The organism is Streptomyces sp. NBC_01446, assembly GCF_026340095.1.
GTDB lineage: Bacteria > Actinomycetota > Actinomycetes > Streptomycetales > Streptomycetaceae > Streptomyces > Streptomyces aureus.
The window spans coordinates 6,250,621-6,265,760 of sequence record NZ_JAPEPO010000001.1 but is presented as its reverse complement, the minus strand read 5'-3'; the positions used below and the strand labels follow the sequence as shown (position 1 = coordinate 6,265,760).

Genomic DNA, 15,140 nt, shown 5'->3' with positions numbered 1-15,140 from the left:
CACGTAGAAGAGAAAGGCAGCAACTCACCGTGATCGTCCGTTCGTTCAAGGAGATCGAGAACACCGACCGGCATGTGAAGTCGGCGACCGGCACCTGGGAGAGCAAGCGCATCGTCCTTGCCAAGGAGAAGGTCGGCTTCTCACTGCACGAGACGATCCTCTACGCGGGCACGGAGACCGACATGTGGTACGCCAACCACATCGAGGCCGTGCTGTGCGTCGAGGGCGAGGCCGAGCTCACCAACAAGGAGACCGGCGAGAAGCACTGGATCGAGCCGGGCACGATGTACCTCCTGAACGGCCATGAGCGCCACACCCTGCGCCCCAAGACCGACTTCCGCTGCGTGTGCGTGTTCAACCCTCCCGTGACCGGACGGGAGGACCACGACGAGAACGGCGTCTACCCGCTGCTGACCGAGGAGGCCTGACCCTTATGAGCACGGTGACACGTACCGACCTCTACCCGACCCGCGGCGTCTCCGAGGTGGCGACGCCCCGCGTCGACCCCGTCGTCTGGTCTCCGCCGGGCGCGCGCGGTCCGATCCGCCAGTCGGACCTCGAGGGCTTCGAGCGGGACGGCTTCCTCGCGATCGAGGAGCTGATCGGTCCAGACGAGATCGGCACGTACCAGGCCGAGTTGAACCGGCTGATCACGGATCCGGCAGTCAAGGCCGACGAGCGTTCCGTCGTCGAGCCCACCTCGCAGGACGTGCGGTCCGTCTTCGAGGTCCACAGGATCAGCGAGGTGTTCGCGAAACTGGTGCACGACGAGCGGGTCGTGGGCCGGGCACGGCAGATCCTCGGCTCGGACGTGTACGTCCACCAGTCGCGGATCAATGTGAAGCCGGGCTTCGGGGCGAGTGGCTTCTACTGGCACTCGGACTTCGAGACCTGGCACGCGGAGGACGGCCTGCCGAATATGCGGACCGTGTCCGTCTCGATCGCGCTGACCGAGAACTACGACACCAACGGCGGCTTGATGATCATGCCGGGGTCGCACAGGACGTTCCTGGGCTGCGCGGGCGAGACGCCGCGGGACAACTACAAGAAGTCCCTCCAGATGCAGGACGCGGGCACGCCGTCGGACGAGGCGCTGACCAAGTTCGCCGACCGGCACGGCATCCGCCTGTTCACGGGCAGCGCGGGCTCGGCGACGTGGTTCGACTGCAACGCCATGCACGGCTCCGGGGACAACATCACCCCGTACCCGCGCTCGAACGTCTTCATCGTGTTCAACAGCGTGGAGAACGCCGCGGTGGAGCCGTTCGCGGCTCCGGTGCGGCGGCCCGAGTTCATCGGCGCACGGGACTTCACTGCGGTGAAGTGACCTTCGTACACGCGTAGTCGGGGCGGCTTCCGGTCGGAAGCCGCCCCGACTCGCGTATCCGGAGGAGGTCAGGCGGTCAGGCGGTCAGGGCCGGGTAGTCCGTGTAGCCCTTCGCGTCGCCGCCGAAGAACGTGGCCGGGTCCGGGGTGTTGTACGGGCCCTGCGTCTTCAGACGGGCGGGCAGGTCGGGGTTGGCGAGGAACAGCGCCCCGAACGTGATGATGTCGGCGATGCCGTCCTCGATCACGGAGAGGTCGCCGTGCCCGGTGGGCCCGTCGCTGAGGACGTTGATGACGAAGGTGCCCGAGAACTGCTTGCGCAGCGCCAGCGTCAGCTCGCGGATGTCGGAGTTCTCAAGAACGTGCAGGTAGGAGATGCCGAGCGGCTCGATCTCCTTGACCAGCGCGGTGTACGTCGGCGCCGGGTCGCTCTCCTCGATGGAGTTGTACGGGTTCCCGGGCGAGATCCGCAGCCCGGTCCGCTCGGCACCGATCTCGGCGACGACGGCCTTGACGACCTCGACGGCGAAACGGATGCGGTTCTCCACGCTGCCGCCCCACTCGTCGTCACGCAGATTGCTGTTGGGCGCGAGGAACTGGTGGATGAGATAGCCGTTGGCGCCGTGCAGCTCGACACCATCGAAGCCGGCCTCGATCGCGTTGCGGGCGGCAGTGGCGTAGTCGGCGACGGTGGCGCGGATCTCGTCGCCGGTCAGCGCCCGCGGCGTGGTGAAGTCCTTCATGCCCTCATGCGTGAAGCCCTGGCCCGTCGGGGCGACCGGGGACGGGGCGACCGGGGTCTCCCCCTCGGGCAGCAGAACCGGGTGGCTGATCCGGCCCGCGTGCATGATCTGCGCGTAGATCGTGCCGCCCTTGGCGTGCACGGCGTCGGTGACCTTGCGCCAGGAGGCGATCTGCTCGTCGCTGTGCAGGCCCGGGGTCCATGCGTAGCCCTGCCCGACGGCGGACGGCTGGATGCCCTCCGTGATGATCAGGCCGGCCGAGGCGCGCTGCGCGTAGTACTCGGCGGTCAGGTCGGTGGCGGTGCCGCCTTCGCCGGCCCGGCTGCGGGTCATCGGGGCCATGGCGATGCGGTTGGCGAGCTGGACGCCGGAGAGGTCAATCGGATCGAAGGCGGTGGTCATGGCTACTCCATCCAAGTGCGGGCAAGGCAATGCCGACCAATATGTGGTCGGCCAAGTAATCGGGCTGTGTGCCACTGTAACCGATTCATTGGCCGACCAAGGTAATCTCTACGTGAAGAGACCGAACCCCCGTGGAGAGACCGGACTCCACGGCGAGGCCGGAACCGATCAGGAGTCGCCATGACGGACGAGCCGCCCTGTAGTGAGCACCTGCCCGAGGCCGCCCGCTGCGGTCCCGTCAGCCATGCGCTCTCCCGCGTGGCGCGGCTGCACCGGATCACCGCGGGCAAGCTGCTGCGCGGGCTGGGCCTCTATCCGGGGCAGGAGTTCCTGATGATGCACCTGTGGGACAAGGGGCCCGTGCGTCAGTCGGAGCTCATCAAGGCGGTCGACCTGGACCCGTCCACGGTGACGAAGATGCTCCAGCGGCTCGAACAGGCCGGCCATGTACGCCGGTGCCCCGACCCGCGCGACCGGCGGGCCGTGCTCGTGGAGACGACGGACGCCAGCTGCGGCCTGCTCGGCGACGTGCAGCACAAGTGGGGCGACCTGGAGGACCACACACTGCGCGGCCTCGACAAGGAGGAGCGGACCGAACTCCTGCGGCTGCTCGCCAAGGTCGAGGCGAACCTGTGCACCGATCCGGCGAGCTGCCCGAAGACGGAACCGGTCGACGGGTGATCTCGGGCCGGCGGGCGGGCCCGCTCCGCCCCCCCCCCCCCCCTCGACGGATGGGCGGCGGGGGACGGAGCGGGCCCGACGGGCGGGCCGGATCAGTCTGCTGTCTGAAGCGCCCGGCCCGAAGGGGTCAGCCGGAGAGCGCCTCAAGGAGCCGGTCGACGTCGGACTCCGTGTTGTACAAGTGGAAGGCCGCCCGCAGGTTGCCCGCGCGGTCGGAGACCTCGATGCCGGCCCGGCTCAGTTCCGGCTGCCGTACGCCGAGGCCCGGGACGGAGACCACGGGCGAACCCGGCGCGGGCACGGGCGCGTGGCCGAGCGTGGCCAGGCCCGCGCGGAAGCGGTCGGCCAGGGCGAGGTCATGGGCGCGGATCGTGTCGACGCCGAGTTCCTCGACGAGCGCCAGGGAGTGCCGCGCGCCCGCGTACGAGAACAGACTGGGGCTCTCGTCGAACCGCCGTGCGGAGTGCGCGAGCTCCTCCACGGGCCCGTAGCAGCTGTCCCACGGGCGCTCGCCCGCGACCCAGCCCGCGAAGACCGCGCTGAGCGAGCCCAGGTCCTCGGGGACGACGAAGAAGGTCACACCGCGCGGGCACAGGAGCCACTTGAAGGCGACGGCGGACGTGTAGTCCTGCGCGTCCGCGTCGACGGGCAGCCAGCCGGCCGCCTGGGAGCAGTCGATGTAGGTGCGGGCGCCGTGGGCGCGGGCGGCCTCGCGGATCGCGGGCAGGTCGGCGACGCGTCCGTCGGCGGACTGGGCCGCGCTGACGGCGACCAGCGCCGTGCCGGGGCGCACGGCGTCGGCGATCCCTTCCAGGGGCGCGGTGCGGACCTTGAGGTCGCCGCGTACGTGGAAGGGGTTCACGGTGGAGCTGAAGTCGTCCTGCGCGGTGAGGACCTCGGCGCCCGACGGGAGCGAGGCGGCGATGACTCCGGTGTAGACGGCGACCGAGGCGCCGGCCGCCACCCGGTCGGCCGGGACGCCGGCGATCCGTGCGAAGGCGGCGCGGGCGGCCTCGACGTCCGCGAACATGTCGGCGGGCCGGCCGGCCGCGACGGAGGCGACCGCGTCGCTCATGGCCGCCACCGCGCGGGACGGGAGCAGCCCGGTGCTCGCGGTGTTCAGATAGGTGGTGACGGGTGCGAACTCGGCGCGCACGAGCGCGTGATCGAGAGTCTCCATGCGTCCACTGTGCCGCCTCGCCAACTATCGGTCCATTGCGAGTTGTTGAGCAGTACCCCTAAGCGTCTCTTATAAGTGCTGCTCCGCGGTGGAGTACTGCTCCCGCGGCGGGTGTCAGTTCTGCGGGACCGCGCATCCGTCCGGGCCGCACGCCTCGGCGTCGCCGCTGTCGATGACCTGCAGCGGCGAGCGGCTGTCCCACGCCTGCTCCAGGGCCTGGGCGAAGACCTCGGCGGGCTGGGCGCCGGAGACGCCGTACTTTCGGTCGAGGACGAAGAAGGGCACGCCGTTCGCGCCGAGCTCGGCGGCCTCGCGCTCGTCGGCGCGCACGTCGTCGGCGTACCGGGCGGGGTCGGCGAGGACGGCGCGGGCCTCGTCGGCGTCGAGACCGGCCTCGGCGGCGAGGCCGGTCAGGTACTCGTCGGCGTCGGCGAAGACGGACCGCTCCTCGGCGAAGTTCGCCCGGTACAGGAGGCCGATCAACTCGTCCTGGCGACCCTGCTCCTTCGCGAAGTGGAGGAGGCGGTGCATGTCGAAGGTGTTGCCGTGGTCGCGGCCCTCGGTGAGGTAGGTGAGGCCCTCGGAGGCGGCGTTCTCGCCGAGGTTGCGCTCGGCGGCCTGCGCCTGGTCCTCGGTCATGCCGTACTTCTGCGCGAGCATCGGGATGACGAGTCCGCTGTCGCCCTTGGCGCGCGTCGGGTCGAGCTCGAAGGAGCGGTGGACCACCTCGACGCCGTCACGGTGCGGGAAGGCGGCCAGGGCCTTCTCGAAGCGGGCCTTGCCGACGTAGCACCAGGGGCAGGCTATGTCGGACCAGATCTCGACGCGCATGGGGGTCACTCCAGATTCGTACGGCGCAGGGGGTGCCCTGCGACGGCTTTCAACGCACGCCTTCGGTGCCGCATTCCCCGGGCCGGGCGGTCAGGTGCAGCCGCATCCGCAGGTGGCTGCCGCCGTCGTCGCCGTATCCCTCGTCGGTCCAGCCCTGGCGGGCGTAGAACGCCTGGGCGCGTGTGTTGTCGCCGTGCACGTCGAGATACGCCTGCTCGACGCCGTCCGCGTGCCACTCCTCGACGCAGGCGGCGTGCAGCTCGGCGCCGACGCCGCGGCGCCAGAGGCCGGGGCTGACGTGGAACTGGAACAGCTTGACCACCTCCTTCGGCTCACCGTCGGGCGTGCGGAAGGAGGCGAGGCCGGCGAGCGCGCCCTCCCGTACGGAGACCAGGACGTGCGAGCGGGGGCGGGTTATCGCCTCCACCCATACCTGCTCCCAGTCGGTGCCGTCGTCCGGCAGACCGTCGGGGTAGTACGTGGCGCGGGCGCGCAGGTGCAGGGCGGCGATGGCCGGGGCGTCGGCGGGGACGGCTGTTCTGATCACGCCGGGAAAGACGCCCTCTCCGGCTCCCGGGTTCCCGCGCCCCCGGTGTCCGGGCGTCAGGAACCGTCGCGCAGGCCCTGCGGCCAGCTCGGGCGGAACTCGATGTCCTCGTACGTGACGACGCAGCCGTCGCCGACCGGGGCCTGCGCCATGAAGCCGACCAGCGCCGCGCCCGCGGACTCCTCGTCGCCCAGCGAGAAGATCCGGACGAAGGTCCACTTCTCGCCGTCCGGCGAGGCGTGGAAGGCGAACGCCGAACCGGTGCGGCTGATGCGCAGCCACACCGTGCTGCCGCCCACGACGAACGCGTTCGCGTCGTCGGAGCGGCCGCGCGTGACGACGGTGCACACGGTCGGCTCGTCGGGCGAGCGCTCCAGGCACAGCTTGGCCCACTCGCGCTCGCCGACGTGCAGATAGAGCACGCCCGCGTCGAAGGCGGCGGTGAAGCCGACCGTGACCCGGGCGAGCAGCTGGAAGTCGCCCTTCGGCGCCCCGAGCAGGCGGGGCGCGTCGGACGCCGGGTCCAGGGCCGTGCCGGTGGGCGGCACGAAGCGGTCCTGGCGGGGTCCGGCCCAGCCGGTGAGCGCCCCGTCCTCGTACGACCAGTGCCCGTCGGGGCCGTAGGTGCGCAGCGGGAACGGGAGTTCGGGGAGTTCGATGTCCATCGGGTCAGTTTTCCAGGTGACGAGCGGCGGGCGGGTTCAGAGTTCCTGACGGCCTTCGTAGCGGCGCGGCAGGCCCAGCGGGTTGTCGTCGCGCAGCTCCGGCGGCAGGAGCGCCTCGGGGGTGTTCTGGTACGCGACCGGGCGCAGCCAGCGCTCGACGGCGGTGCCGCCCACGGACGTCGAGGTGGACGTCGTGGCCGGGTACGGGCCGCCGTGGTGCTGGGCGGGGGCGACGGCGACACCGGTGGGCCAGCCGTTGACCAGGACACGGCCCGCGAGCGGGGTGAGCTCGGCGAGGATCTCGGCGCCGCGCCCCTGGCCCGCGGCCTCGCCCTCGGACAGGTGGACGGTGGCCGAGAGGTTGCCGGGCAGCCGCGAGAGCACGGAGGTGACCTCGGCGTCGTCCTCGTAGCGGGCGACGACCGTGACCGGGCCGAAGCACTCCTCCAGGAGGAGGTCGTGATCGCCGCCCTCGGTGGCCAGGCGCTGGGCGGGGACGGTGAGGAAGCCGGGGCTGACGGTGTGCTCGCTGCCCGCGCCCGGGGTCACGGGGGCGTCCACGTCGGGGAGTTCCGCGCGTTCGGCGACGCCCGCGACGAAGTTGTCGCGCATGCGGTGGTCGAGGAGCACGCCCGCGTCGGTGTCGCTGACGGCGTCGGTGAGGGACTTGACGAGGCGGTCGCCGTCGGCGCCGGCGGGCGCGAGGACGAGGCCGGGCTTCACGCAGAACTGGCCGACGCCGAGCGTCATCGAGCCCGCGAGCCCGGCGCCGATCTGCTCGGCGCGCTCGGCCGCGGCCTCGGCCGTGATGACCACGGGGTTGAGGGAGCCGAGTTCGCCGTGGAAGGGGATCGGCACGGGGCGGGCGGCAGCCGCGTCGAAGAGGGCGCGTCCGCCCCGTACGGAACCGGTGAATCCGGCGGCCGAGACCAGCGGGTGCTTGACGAGCTCGACGCCCGCCTCGAACCCGTGGACCAGGCCGAGGACGCCCTCGGGGATGCCGTGCTGGGCGGCGGCCCTGCGCAGCACCGAGGCGACCAGTTCGGAGGTGGCGGGGTGGTCGGGGTGGGCCTTGACGACGACGGGGCAGCCCGCGGCGAGCGCGCTCGCGGTGTCGCCGCCGGGTACGGAGAAGGCGAACGGGAAGTTCGACGCCGAGTAGACGGCGACGACGCCCAGCGGCACCTTGTAGCGGCGCAGGTCCGGGATCGGCGGGGTCGCCGAGTCGTCGGGGTGGTCGATGACGATGCCCAGGAAGGCACCCTCGTCGACGATGTCCGCGAAGGCGCGCAACTGGTAGCTGGTGCGGGCGAGTTCACCGGTGAGGCGGACGGGACCGAGAGCGGTCTCCGCGTCCGCGGCCTCCACCAGGTGGTCCTTCGAGGCGTCGAGGAGCTCGGCGGCGCTGCGCAGGAAGGCGGCGCGCACGGTGCGGTCCGCGAGGGCGCCCGTGGCGGCGTGCGCTGCGCGGACCGCCTGGTCCACCTCTTCGGCTGTGGCTTCCACCGCAACCTGCTCCCGCCGCTTCCCGGTTCGGGGGTCGACACTCCAGACTGGTGCTGCTGCCACCGAGGGTTCCTCCCAGATCTGTGCCGCTCACCTGACGACGAACAGCAGCTGTTCGATATGCTGAACGCTGTCCCTGATGATGAATACGCTATGGACTCAGGACACTAATTCTCGTCGAACGAAGGGGTCAAGGGAATGTCGGCAGGTGAGACGGGCGGCGGGGCGCAGGTCAAGTCCGCGGTACGGACCGTGGAATTGCTCGAATACTTCGCGGGCCGGCCCGGTATGCACTCGCTGGCGGCCGTCCAGGAAGCGGTCGGCTACCCCAAGTCCAGCCTCTACATGCTCCTTCGCACACTCGTCGAGCTCGGCTGGGTGGAGACGGACGCGACGGGCACGCGGTACGGCATCGGCGTACGCGCCCTGCTCGTCGGTACGTCGTACATCGACGGAGACGAGGTGGTGGCCGCGGCCCGCCCCACCCTCGACCGGCTCTCCGACGACACCACGGAGACGATCCACCTGGCGCGCCTCGACGGCACGAACGTCGTCTACCTGGCCACGCGCCAGTCGCAGCACTATCTGCGGCCCTTCACCCGCGTCGGCCGCCGGCTGCCCGCGCACTCCACGTCCCTCGGCAAGGCGCTCCTCGCGACGCACACCGACGAGCAGGTCCGCAAGATGCTCCCCGAGACGCTCCCGGCGCTCACCGAGCACACCATCACCGACCGCGAGAAGCTCATCGAGGAGCTGCACGCGGTGCGCGAGCAGGGCATCGCGGTGGACAGCGAGGAGAACACGCTGGGCCTTCGCTGCTTCGGCGTCGCGATCCCGTACCGCACGCCCGCGCGCGACGCGATCAGCTGCTCGGTTCCGGTGGCGCGCCTGACCCCCGCGCACGAGCAGATGGTGAAGGACGCGCTGTTCGACGCCCGCGACCGGCTGACCCTGGCGACGCGCAGGCTCTGACGCGAGCGCCTTCCGGGGGCGGCCCCGTCTCCCCCGTGCGGCGGAGGCGGATCGCCCGCCGGCGGGACGTGTGGCGGGGGGGGCCGGGGCGGGAGCGTGGACGTAGCGGAGATCGCGCGGCGGATGGGGTGGGCCCCGCCGCGGTGGAGGCCACGGTGAAGACGCATGCGGCGGCGGTCCTCGCGAAGACCGGGGCCCGGGACCGTACACAGGCCGTGATCGCGGCGTACGAGGCGGCTTCATGAAGGCGTGAGCCTCATGGCGACGGGCGTCTGCGGCCGGGGCGTGACGCGGATCTCTTGATGAGGATTCACTGAGAAACCGGGCCGGAACGGAACGATCCGCTCTCGTCCGCTCGTCTTCTGTGCGGGATGAACAAGACGATCAGACGCGCCTCGGTCTTCTGTCTGCTCCTCGTGCTCGCTCTGCTGGTGAGGGCGACGTGGGTGCAGTTCTACGACGGCCGGGCCCTCGCGGACAACAAGGACAACCGGCGGAACGTGATGGAGCAGTACGCGTATCCCCTGGGCGACATCATCGTGGGCGGTGAGGCGGTCACCGGTTCGAAGAGAACGGGCGACGGCAGCGACCTCGCGTACAAGCGCACGTACAAGGACGGCGATCTCTATGCGGGTGTGACGGGCTTCAGCTCGCAGGTGTACGGCCAGACCCAGCTCGAGGGCATCTACCAGGACATCCTCGACGGGACGGACACCCGGCTCAAGAACCCCGTCGACGCGGTCACCGGCAAGCACACCGAGCCGGGTGATGTGGTCACGACCATCGACCCGTCGGTGCAGAAGGCCGCGTACCGCGCGCTCGGCGACAAGAAGGGCGCGGCCGTCGCGATCGACCCGAAGACCGGGAAGGTGCTCGGCCTCGTCTCGACGCCGTCGTTCGACCCGTCGAAGATCAGCGGCTCGGACTCGTCCACGGACGGCAAGGCATGGACGGCGCTGTCGAAGGACAAGGACCAGCCGACGCTGAACCGCGCGATCAAGCAGGCACTGCCGCCCGGATCCACGTTCAAGCTGGTCGTCGCGGCGGCCGCGCTGGAGGACGGGCTCTACTCGTCGGTGGATGCGAAGACCGACAGCCCGAATCCCTTCCGCCTGCCGGGCACGACCACCGACCTGAAGAACGAGAGCGCGTCCGCGCCCTGCGAGAACGCCTCCATCCGTACGGCGCTGCAGTACTCCTGCAACAACGTCTTCGGGAAGATCGCCGTCGACCTGGGCCAGGACAAGGTCAGGGCGATGGCCGAGAAGTTCGGCTTCAACGACGCCGAGCAGGACATGCCGGTCCGGGCCTCGCAGAGCGTGTACCCGAAGGACATGGACAAGGCGCAGACGGGCCTGTCGGGCATCGGACAGTTCGACGTGACGGCGACGCCGCTGCAGATGGCGATGGTCTCGGCGACGATCGCCCACGGCGGCGAGCAGGCATCCCCGCACATGGTCTCGCAGGTCACGGACGCCGACGGCAACGCGATCAAGAGCTTCGCCGACGGTGACGACGCGCGCGTGGTCAGCTCGTCGACGGCCTCACAGCTCCAGTCGGCGATGGAGACGGTCGTGAAACAGGGCACCGGTACGAACGCGCAGATCGCGGGCGCGACGGTGGGCGGCAAGACGGGCACGGCCCAGCACGGCGAGAACAACAGCAAGACGCCGTACGCCTGGTTCACGTCGTACGCGAAGGACGACTCCACCGGCAAGGAGGTCGCGGTGGCGGTCGTGGTGGAGCAGTCGGACGCGGCCCGCTCGGAGGTGAGCGGCAACGGTCTGGCGGCGCCGATCGCGCAGGCGATGATGTCGGCGGCGCTCAAGGGGTAGGCGGGCTCGGCGAGGGGCCGGAACCCGTGCTCCGGCCCCTCGCCGTGAAGGCCCTAGCGGCGCCGGCCGCGTGCCGCCCAGGCCGTCACCGGCGGCACCAACGCTCCCACCGGCAGGCCCACCGCGAGACCCACCGCGAGACCCACGCCGAAGCCTGTGCCGGTGCTCGCCGCCACCACGACAGCGGCGACGAGGGCCATGGCGCCGCCCATGAGTACGTAGCCGCGCCGGCGCCCCGGGAACGTGGGGCGCCGCGGGACCGGCGGCGGTTCGGGCGGCGCGGGCGCCGGGCCGGTGCCGACCGCCTTCTCACGCTTGAACCACGCGTACACCACCCAGCTGCCGCACGGCTCCCAGCCGTCGCGCACGAGCCGCTCGTCGAGCCGCTCGCCGCCCCCGGTGATCAGCTCGCGCCGGTACTCCCAGCGCCGCGGCCGCTCCGGGTCACGGTGGCTGACGAAGCGGCCGAGCGGGTCGACCCGCTCGACCTCCCAGCCCTCGTCGCCGAAGCGGTTCAGGAGGTGCTCGTCCACATACGTGTCGGCGAGCCAGCGCCAGGTCTCCAGGTGCTCGTCGGCTGCGGACGCCCCGGACGGGGCGAGGCGCCGGGCGAACACGCCGACCGGACCGAACGCGTCCTGCGGGTCCGCTCCCCCGGCCTGCGCCAGATACGCCGCGAGATCGGCGACCGCGGCGGCGACCTGGTCCGGCGGAAGCCCGTGCGCCTCGTGCAGCAGCTCCGCGAGGCGGTCGAGATAGCCGGTCATCGCACCACGGTAGATCACCGGATCACGCCTACCTGACGCCGAGCAGTTGCTCCAAGGGGTCGATCGCGAAGTACACGAGGAAGAGGGCGGAGGCGCCCCAGAGCAGCCAGTGCACCTCACGCGCCTTGCCGACGACGGTCTTGATGACGACGTAGGCGAGGAAGCCGACGCCGATACCGTTCGTGATCGAGTACGTGAACGGCATCACGGCGATGGTCAGGAACGCCGGCACCGCGATGTCGTAACGGTCCCAGTCGATGTGCTTGACCTGCGTCATCATCAAGAAGCCGACCGCGACGAGGGCGGGGGCCGCGGCCTGGAGCGGCACGATGGTCAGGAGCGGGGACAGGAAGAGGGCAAGGGCGAAGAGGCCGCCCGTGACGAGGTTGGCGAATCCGGTGCGGGCGCCCTCGCCGACACCGGCCGCGGACTCGATGTAGGTGGTCGAGGAGGAGGCGGAAGCCGCGCCGCCCGCGACGGCGGCGGCACCGTCGATGAGCAACACCCGCCCCAGATTGGGCACTTGACCGTTCTCGTCGAGCAGTCCGGCTTCGGCGGTGATACCCACCACCGTGCCCATCGTGTCGAAGAAGTCCGACAGGATGAGGGTGAAGACGAGCAGGATCACGGTGAGCGCGCCGGTTCTGCCGAACGCGCCGAAGAGGCTGAAGTCGCCGAGCAGCCCGAAGTCGGGCGCGGCGAACACGTCGTCCGGGATCTCGGGCGTGGTCAGGCCCCAACTCTTCACATCGGCGACGGAGTTGATGATGACGGACACGACCGTCATCACGACGATGCTGATGAGGATGGCGCCCTTCACCTTGCGCGCGAGCAGGCCGATGGTCAGCAGCACGCCGAGACAGAAGACGAGGACGGGCCAGCCGGAGAGGGTGCCCGTGCCGCCGAGCTGCACCGGCACGGTGGACTGCGCGATGTCCGGGATCCTGGTCACGAACCCGGCGTCGACGAAGCCGATGAAGGCGATGAACAGTCCGATGCCGACGCTGATGGCCTGTTTCAGCGGCTGGGGTATCGCGCGCATGACCGCCTCGCGCAGCCCGGTGACAACGAGGACGCAGATCAGCAGGCCCTCCAGGACGATGAGCCCCATCGCGTCCGGCCAGCTCATCAGCGGGGCTATCTGGAAGGCGACGACGGCGTTGAGGCCGAGGCCCGCCGCGAGGGCGAGCGGCAGATTGCCGCCGACGCCCATGATGACGGTCATCACGGCGGCCACGAGGGCGGTGGCGGTGACGAGTTCGGCCCCGTCGAGCTGGTGCCCGAACTTGTCCTTCGCGCTGCCCAGGATGATCGGGTTCAGGACGAGGATGTAGGCCATGGTGAAGAACGTGGCGAATCCGCCGCGCACTTCGCGGGAGTACGTGGATCCACGCGCGGTGATGCGGAAGTATCGGTCCAACGGGGCGAGCATGACGGGCTCCTCGGGTCAGCCGTGCCAAGTGGTGGCTGGATTGTTCCCCCGAGGAGCCCGTTTCAGGTTTTCGTAGTGTTACGAAATGCGGCTGCGGGTGGGTGTGCTCACTCGACGAAGTACGTAGGGTTCGGGAACTTGTAGGTCCGGTCGGCGTGCCCGCCCTCGAGGTCCGAGTACTGGTCGCCGAAGTTGGCGACGACGTCGTAGCCGAGGGACTCGATGTGCTTGCGGGTGCCGGACTTGTACTGCACGGTGGTGCAGTTCCAGGCGCTCGCGGTGGCGCAACCGCTCAGGTAGGCGGGCGGGTTGACCTTGTCCTTGAGGAACATGTGGGCGGCGTCGAGGTTGACGCCGATGCCGACCTTCTTGAGGTTCTCGACGGCGGACGCGCGCTGCGCCTCGCTCAGCCCGGAGTTGTAGAAGACCTCGACGCCCTTCTTCTGCGCGTACGCGATGAGGTCGGGCGTCCCGAACACGGCGGGCCGGTTCGCCTTGGCGACGTACTCCTTCCACGTGGCGTCGTTGTAGACGTAGTTGGTCTTCTTCTCGTAGTCGAGGCTGAGGAGAAGGGTGTCGTCGATGTCGAAGACGACGGCGGGCCTGTCGCCCTTGTGGTGATGCCCGGCGGCAGCCTTGGCGATCTGCTTCTTCGCACCCGCCTCGATACGACCGAGGTCCTGGGCGTACTGGCTGGACGGAGACGCCTGGTAGACACCGTCCGCGTCGAGGGCGGTGCCGTAGTAGGAGTCGATCTCCTTGACGAGCTGCCCGATGTTCTTGGGCTCGGCGGTGGTGTGCGCGGACTCTCCGCCGGCGTTCGCGACGCCGGTCCCGTAGAGAGCAACACCCGCGAGAGCAGCGGAGGCCGCGACGACGGCAGAGATGCGTGTGGTCTTATGCATGACAGGTTTCTACGCGCGTCACGCGCACGGGGGCGAGCCCCTTTGCCCGATCGATATCTGATCCACAGCCGGCCGGACCTCCCCCGTGGCACCACTCCTCCGTCCATTGCCCGCGCCTGAAGCCCACATGACCTTCCCTTGAACCGTCTCGCCTAAGGTCATGGGTCGCACGCGCGAACGACGGGGGACCCAAGCGCATGGGTGACGGCAGCAACGACGGCATGGTCCTGGACATCAAAACCGCGGACATCAAAAGCGCGGCCCCCGGCGTTGGCCGTAATTAATCATCGACGGAAAAGACCATGACTGCAGCCCTCACCTTCGCCTCCGGGGTCCACGCACCCTCGCCCGTGCTTCTTGCCGTCTTCGCCCTCGGGGGGCTCGTCGCCCTCTGGTGCGGCGCGAGTTGGGCGTTCGACGTGCGGGGGATCACCACCCGGCGGTCCGAGCGGATTCGGCGGAAGAACGCTGATACCTGGGCGGCCGCGGGGCGGCTCGACGCGGCGCCCAGCGTCTTCGGCACACCCGGGTACCTGCGGTTCCTGGGCGTGCTCATGGCGTTCGCCGGGCTCGTCCTGCTGATCGCCTCGTACGCCCTCTGGCACCTCAACTGACGTCAGGCAGCCGGCTTCCAGCCCGGGTCGCGGCCGCTCAGGCCGATGGCCCGGTCGAGCAGGGGCGCGGCGTCCGCCACCTGGACCACCGGGCCGAAGATGTCGGGGCGGGGGCCCTCGGCGGACTGGACCAGGAAGGCGTGGGCCGCTTGCAGGGCGGCCTCGTCGGGGGCGTAGTCCTGACCCGTCGCCTTCGCCAGGTCCCAGCTGTGCACGACGAGTTCGTCCAGGGCCACGAGCGCCGCCACCGCTCCGGGCAGGTCGACCCCGCCCGCCCGGGTCATTCCCTGCCACGCCTGCGGGTCGCGCCACACCTCCGCGAGTTCGTCGAGCGCCTTGGCCAGCGCCTCACGCCAGCCGTCCGTGATGTCGGGCAGGGACGTCGTGGGGCTCGTGTCCGTCGTCGGCCCCAGGTTCTTGCGTCCCGCGTCGCAGAAGGCGACGGTCAGGCCGAGGATGTGCCCGAGCAGGTTGTGCACCGCGTATTCCGGACACGGGGTCGCCAGGTCCAGCTGGTCCTCGCCCACTCCGTCCGCGAGGCGCGCCACGATCCGCGTCTGCGGGCCGAAATCCACCATCTGCTGCGCCGTCCGGTCGGTCGCGTCGGTCATGCCGGGCTCCTTGCTTGTTCTGAGGACTCACAGATCCAGGACTCGTATTGCGTACTTACCTGTAGACCCCGGCTCCGCCCGAAAGTCATCGGCGCATCCGCCTAGGGCATCCTCCCGATCCCC

16 protein-coding genes and 1 pseudogene are annotated in these 15,140 nt (G+C 70.3%); 7 read left to right on the top strand and 10 right to left on the bottom strand.

Annotated elements, in window-relative coordinates; genetic code table 11:
* The first annotated feature begins 29 nt into the window (after positions 1 to 29).
* Together OG456_RS28100 and thpD are read left to right on the top strand one after the other, a co-directional pair.
* Positions 30 to 428: an ectoine synthase gene (locus OG456_RS28100; protein WP_100592467.1), complete on the top strand. Its 399-nt coding sequence runs from the start codon at positions 30 to 32 to the stop codon at positions 426 to 428.
* A 5-nt stretch (positions 429 to 433) separates the two neighbouring features.
* A complete protein-coding gene (gene thpD, locus OG456_RS28095) occupies positions 434 to 1,327 on the top strand; it encodes an ectoine hydroxylase (RefSeq protein ID WP_266565711.1) in 894 nt (297 codons plus the stop codon).
* A gap of 76 nt (positions 1,328 to 1,403) precedes the next feature.
* Here thpD and OG456_RS28090 read toward each other — a convergent pair whose 3' ends face one another.
* Complete coding sequence (locus tag OG456_RS28090) at positions 1,404 to 2,471, bottom strand: alkene reductase (RefSeq protein WP_266565709.1); 1,068 nt, start codon at positions 2,469 to 2,471, stop codon at positions 1,404 to 1,406.
* Between the two features lie 180 nt (positions 2,472 to 2,651).
* On the opposite strand from OG456_RS28090, the gene OG456_RS28085 reads away from it, so the two are divergent.
* Positions 2,652 to 3,152 (top strand): MarR family winged helix-turn-helix transcriptional regulator, encoded by a 501-nt coding sequence (locus tag OG456_RS28085; protein ID WP_266565707.1) that lies wholly within the window; start codon positions 2,652 to 2,654, stop codon positions 3,150 to 3,152.
* Positions 3,153 to 3,279: 127 nt separating this feature from the next.
* Here the strand turns inward: OG456_RS28085 and OG456_RS28080 are convergent, their stop codons facing one another.
* The 5 genes from OG456_RS28080 to OG456_RS28060 form a co-directional block, all read right to left on the bottom strand.
* Positions 3,280 to 4,332, bottom strand: a complete 1,053-nt coding sequence (locus OG456_RS28080; RefSeq protein ID WP_266565705.1) for an aminotransferase class V-fold PLP-dependent enzyme — start codon at positions 4,330 to 4,332, stop codon at positions 3,280 to 3,282.
* A 114-nt stretch (positions 4,333 to 4,446) separates the two neighbouring features.
* The gene (locus OG456_RS28075) at positions 4,447 to 5,163 is read right to left on the bottom strand and encodes a DsbA family oxidoreductase (RefSeq protein ID WP_266565703.1); all 717 of its coding nucleotides are present in this window, start codon (positions 5,161 to 5,163) and stop codon (positions 4,447 to 4,449) included.
* 49 nt (positions 5,164 to 5,212) lie between these two features.
* Entirely contained in the window at positions 5,213 to 5,710 is a 498-nt protein-coding gene (locus OG456_RS28070) for a GNAT family N-acetyltransferase (protein WP_266565701.1), read from the bottom strand.
* A 56-nt stretch (positions 5,711 to 5,766) separates the two neighbouring features.
* Positions 5,767 to 6,375, bottom strand: coding sequence for a DUF1349 domain-containing protein (locus OG456_RS28065; protein WP_266565699.1), 609 nt, complete (start codon positions 6,373 to 6,375; stop codon positions 5,767 to 5,769).
* A 36-nt stretch (positions 6,376 to 6,411) separates the two neighbouring features.
* A complete protein-coding gene (locus OG456_RS28060) occupies positions 6,412 to 7,944 on the bottom strand; it encodes an aldehyde dehydrogenase (NADP(+)) (protein ID WP_266565697.1) in 1,533 nt (510 codons plus the stop codon).
* 135 nt (positions 7,945 to 8,079) lie between these two features.
* Between OG456_RS28060 and OG456_RS28055 the strand changes: the two genes are divergently transcribed.
* From OG456_RS28055 to OG456_RS28045, 3 genes and pseudogenes are all read left to right on the top strand, one after another.
* Positions 8,080 to 8,853 (top strand): IclR family transcriptional regulator, encoded by a 774-nt coding sequence (locus OG456_RS28055; RefSeq protein WP_266565695.1) that lies wholly within the window; start codon positions 8,080 to 8,082, stop codon positions 8,851 to 8,853.
* Positions 8,854 to 9,002: 149 nt separating this feature from the next.
* Positions 9,003 to 9,098 (top strand): annotated as a pseudogene (locus OG456_RS28050) (DNA-binding response regulator); the annotation flags it as partial.
* Between the two features lie 126 nt (positions 9,099 to 9,224).
* Complete coding sequence (locus OG456_RS28045) at positions 9,225 to 10,688, top strand: penicillin-binding transpeptidase domain-containing protein (RefSeq protein WP_266565693.1); 1,464 nt, start codon at positions 9,225 to 9,227, stop codon at positions 10,686 to 10,688.
* A 53-nt stretch (positions 10,689 to 10,741) separates the two neighbouring features.
* Here OG456_RS28045 and OG456_RS28040 read toward each other — a convergent pair whose 3' ends face one another.
* The 3 genes from OG456_RS28040 to OG456_RS28030 form a co-directional block, all read right to left on the bottom strand.
* Complete coding sequence (locus tag OG456_RS28040) at positions 10,742 to 11,455, bottom strand: hypothetical protein (RefSeq protein WP_266565691.1); 714 nt, start codon at positions 11,453 to 11,455, stop codon at positions 10,742 to 10,744.
* A 28-nt stretch (positions 11,456 to 11,483) separates the two neighbouring features.
* On the bottom strand, positions 11,484 to 12,887 hold the full coding sequence (locus OG456_RS28035; protein ID WP_266565689.1) for an NCS2 family permease: 1,404 nt from the start codon (positions 12,885 to 12,887) through the stop codon (positions 11,484 to 11,486).
* A 107-nt stretch (positions 12,888 to 12,994) separates the two neighbouring features.
* Entirely contained in the window at positions 12,995 to 13,792 is a 798-nt protein-coding gene (locus tag OG456_RS28030; RefSeq protein ID WP_266565687.1) for an HAD family acid phosphatase, read from the bottom strand.
* Positions 13,793 to 14,094: 302 nt separating this feature from the next.
* Between OG456_RS28030 and OG456_RS28025 the strand changes: the two genes are divergently transcribed.
* Positions 14,095 to 14,406: a hypothetical protein gene (locus tag OG456_RS28025; protein ID WP_266565685.1), complete on the top strand. Its 312-nt coding sequence runs from the start codon at positions 14,095 to 14,097 to the stop codon at positions 14,404 to 14,406.
* Between the two features lie 2 nt (positions 14,407 to 14,408).
* Here the strand turns inward: OG456_RS28025 and OG456_RS28020 are convergent, their stop codons facing one another.
* A complete protein-coding gene (locus OG456_RS28020) occupies positions 14,409 to 15,017 on the bottom strand; it encodes a TIGR03086 family metal-binding protein (protein WP_266565683.1) in 609 nt (202 codons plus the stop codon).
* Positions 15,018 to 15,140 lie beyond the last annotated feature (123 nt).

Bases quoted from the DNA above. Each gene is read 5' to 3' on its own strand.
- thpD (WP_266565711.1), top strand. From the start codon at position 434: ATGAGCACGGTGACACGTACCGACCTCTACCCGACCCGCGGCGTCTCC.
- OG456_RS28090 (WP_266565709.1), bottom strand. From the start codon at position 2,471: ATGACCACCGCCTTCGATCCGATTGACCTCTCCGGCGTCCAGCTCGCC.
- OG456_RS28085 (WP_266565707.1), top strand. From the start codon at position 2,652: ATGACGGACGAGCCGCCCTGTAGTGAGCACCTGCCCGAGGCCGCCCGC.
- OG456_RS28080 (WP_266565705.1), bottom strand. From the start codon at position 4,332: ATGGAGACTCTCGATCACGCGCTCGTGCGCGCCGAGTTCGCACCCGTC.
- OG456_RS28075 (WP_266565703.1), bottom strand. From the start codon at position 5,163: ATGCGCGTCGAGATCTGGTCCGACATAGCCTGCCCCTGGTGCTACGTC.
- OG456_RS28065 (WP_266565699.1), bottom strand. From the start codon at position 6,375: ATGGACATCGAACTCCCCGAACTCCCGTTCCCGCTGCGCACCTACGGC.
- OG456_RS28055 (WP_266565695.1), top strand. From the start codon at position 8,080: ATGTCGGCAGGTGAGACGGGCGGCGGGGCGCAGGTCAAGTCCGCGGTA.
- OG456_RS28045 (WP_266565693.1), top strand. From the start codon at position 9,225: ATGAACAAGACGATCAGACGCGCCTCGGTCTTCTGTCTGCTCCTCGTG.
- OG456_RS28040 (WP_266565691.1), bottom strand. From the start codon at position 11,455: ATGACCGGCTATCTCGACCGCCTCGCGGAGCTGCTGCACGAGGCGCAC.
- OG456_RS28035 (WP_266565689.1), bottom strand. From the start codon at position 12,887: ATGCTCGCCCCGTTGGACCGATACTTCCGCATCACCGCGCGTGGATCC.
- OG456_RS28030 (WP_266565687.1), bottom strand. From the start codon at position 13,792: ATGCATAAGACCACACGCATCTCTGCCGTCGTCGCGGCCTCCGCTGCT.
- OG456_RS28025 (WP_266565685.1), top strand. From the start codon at position 14,095: ATGACTGCAGCCCTCACCTTCGCCTCCGGGGTCCACGCACCCTCGCCC.
- OG456_RS28020 (WP_266565683.1), bottom strand. From the start codon at position 15,017: ATGACCGACGCGACCGACCGGACGGCGCAGCAGATGGTGGATTTCGGC.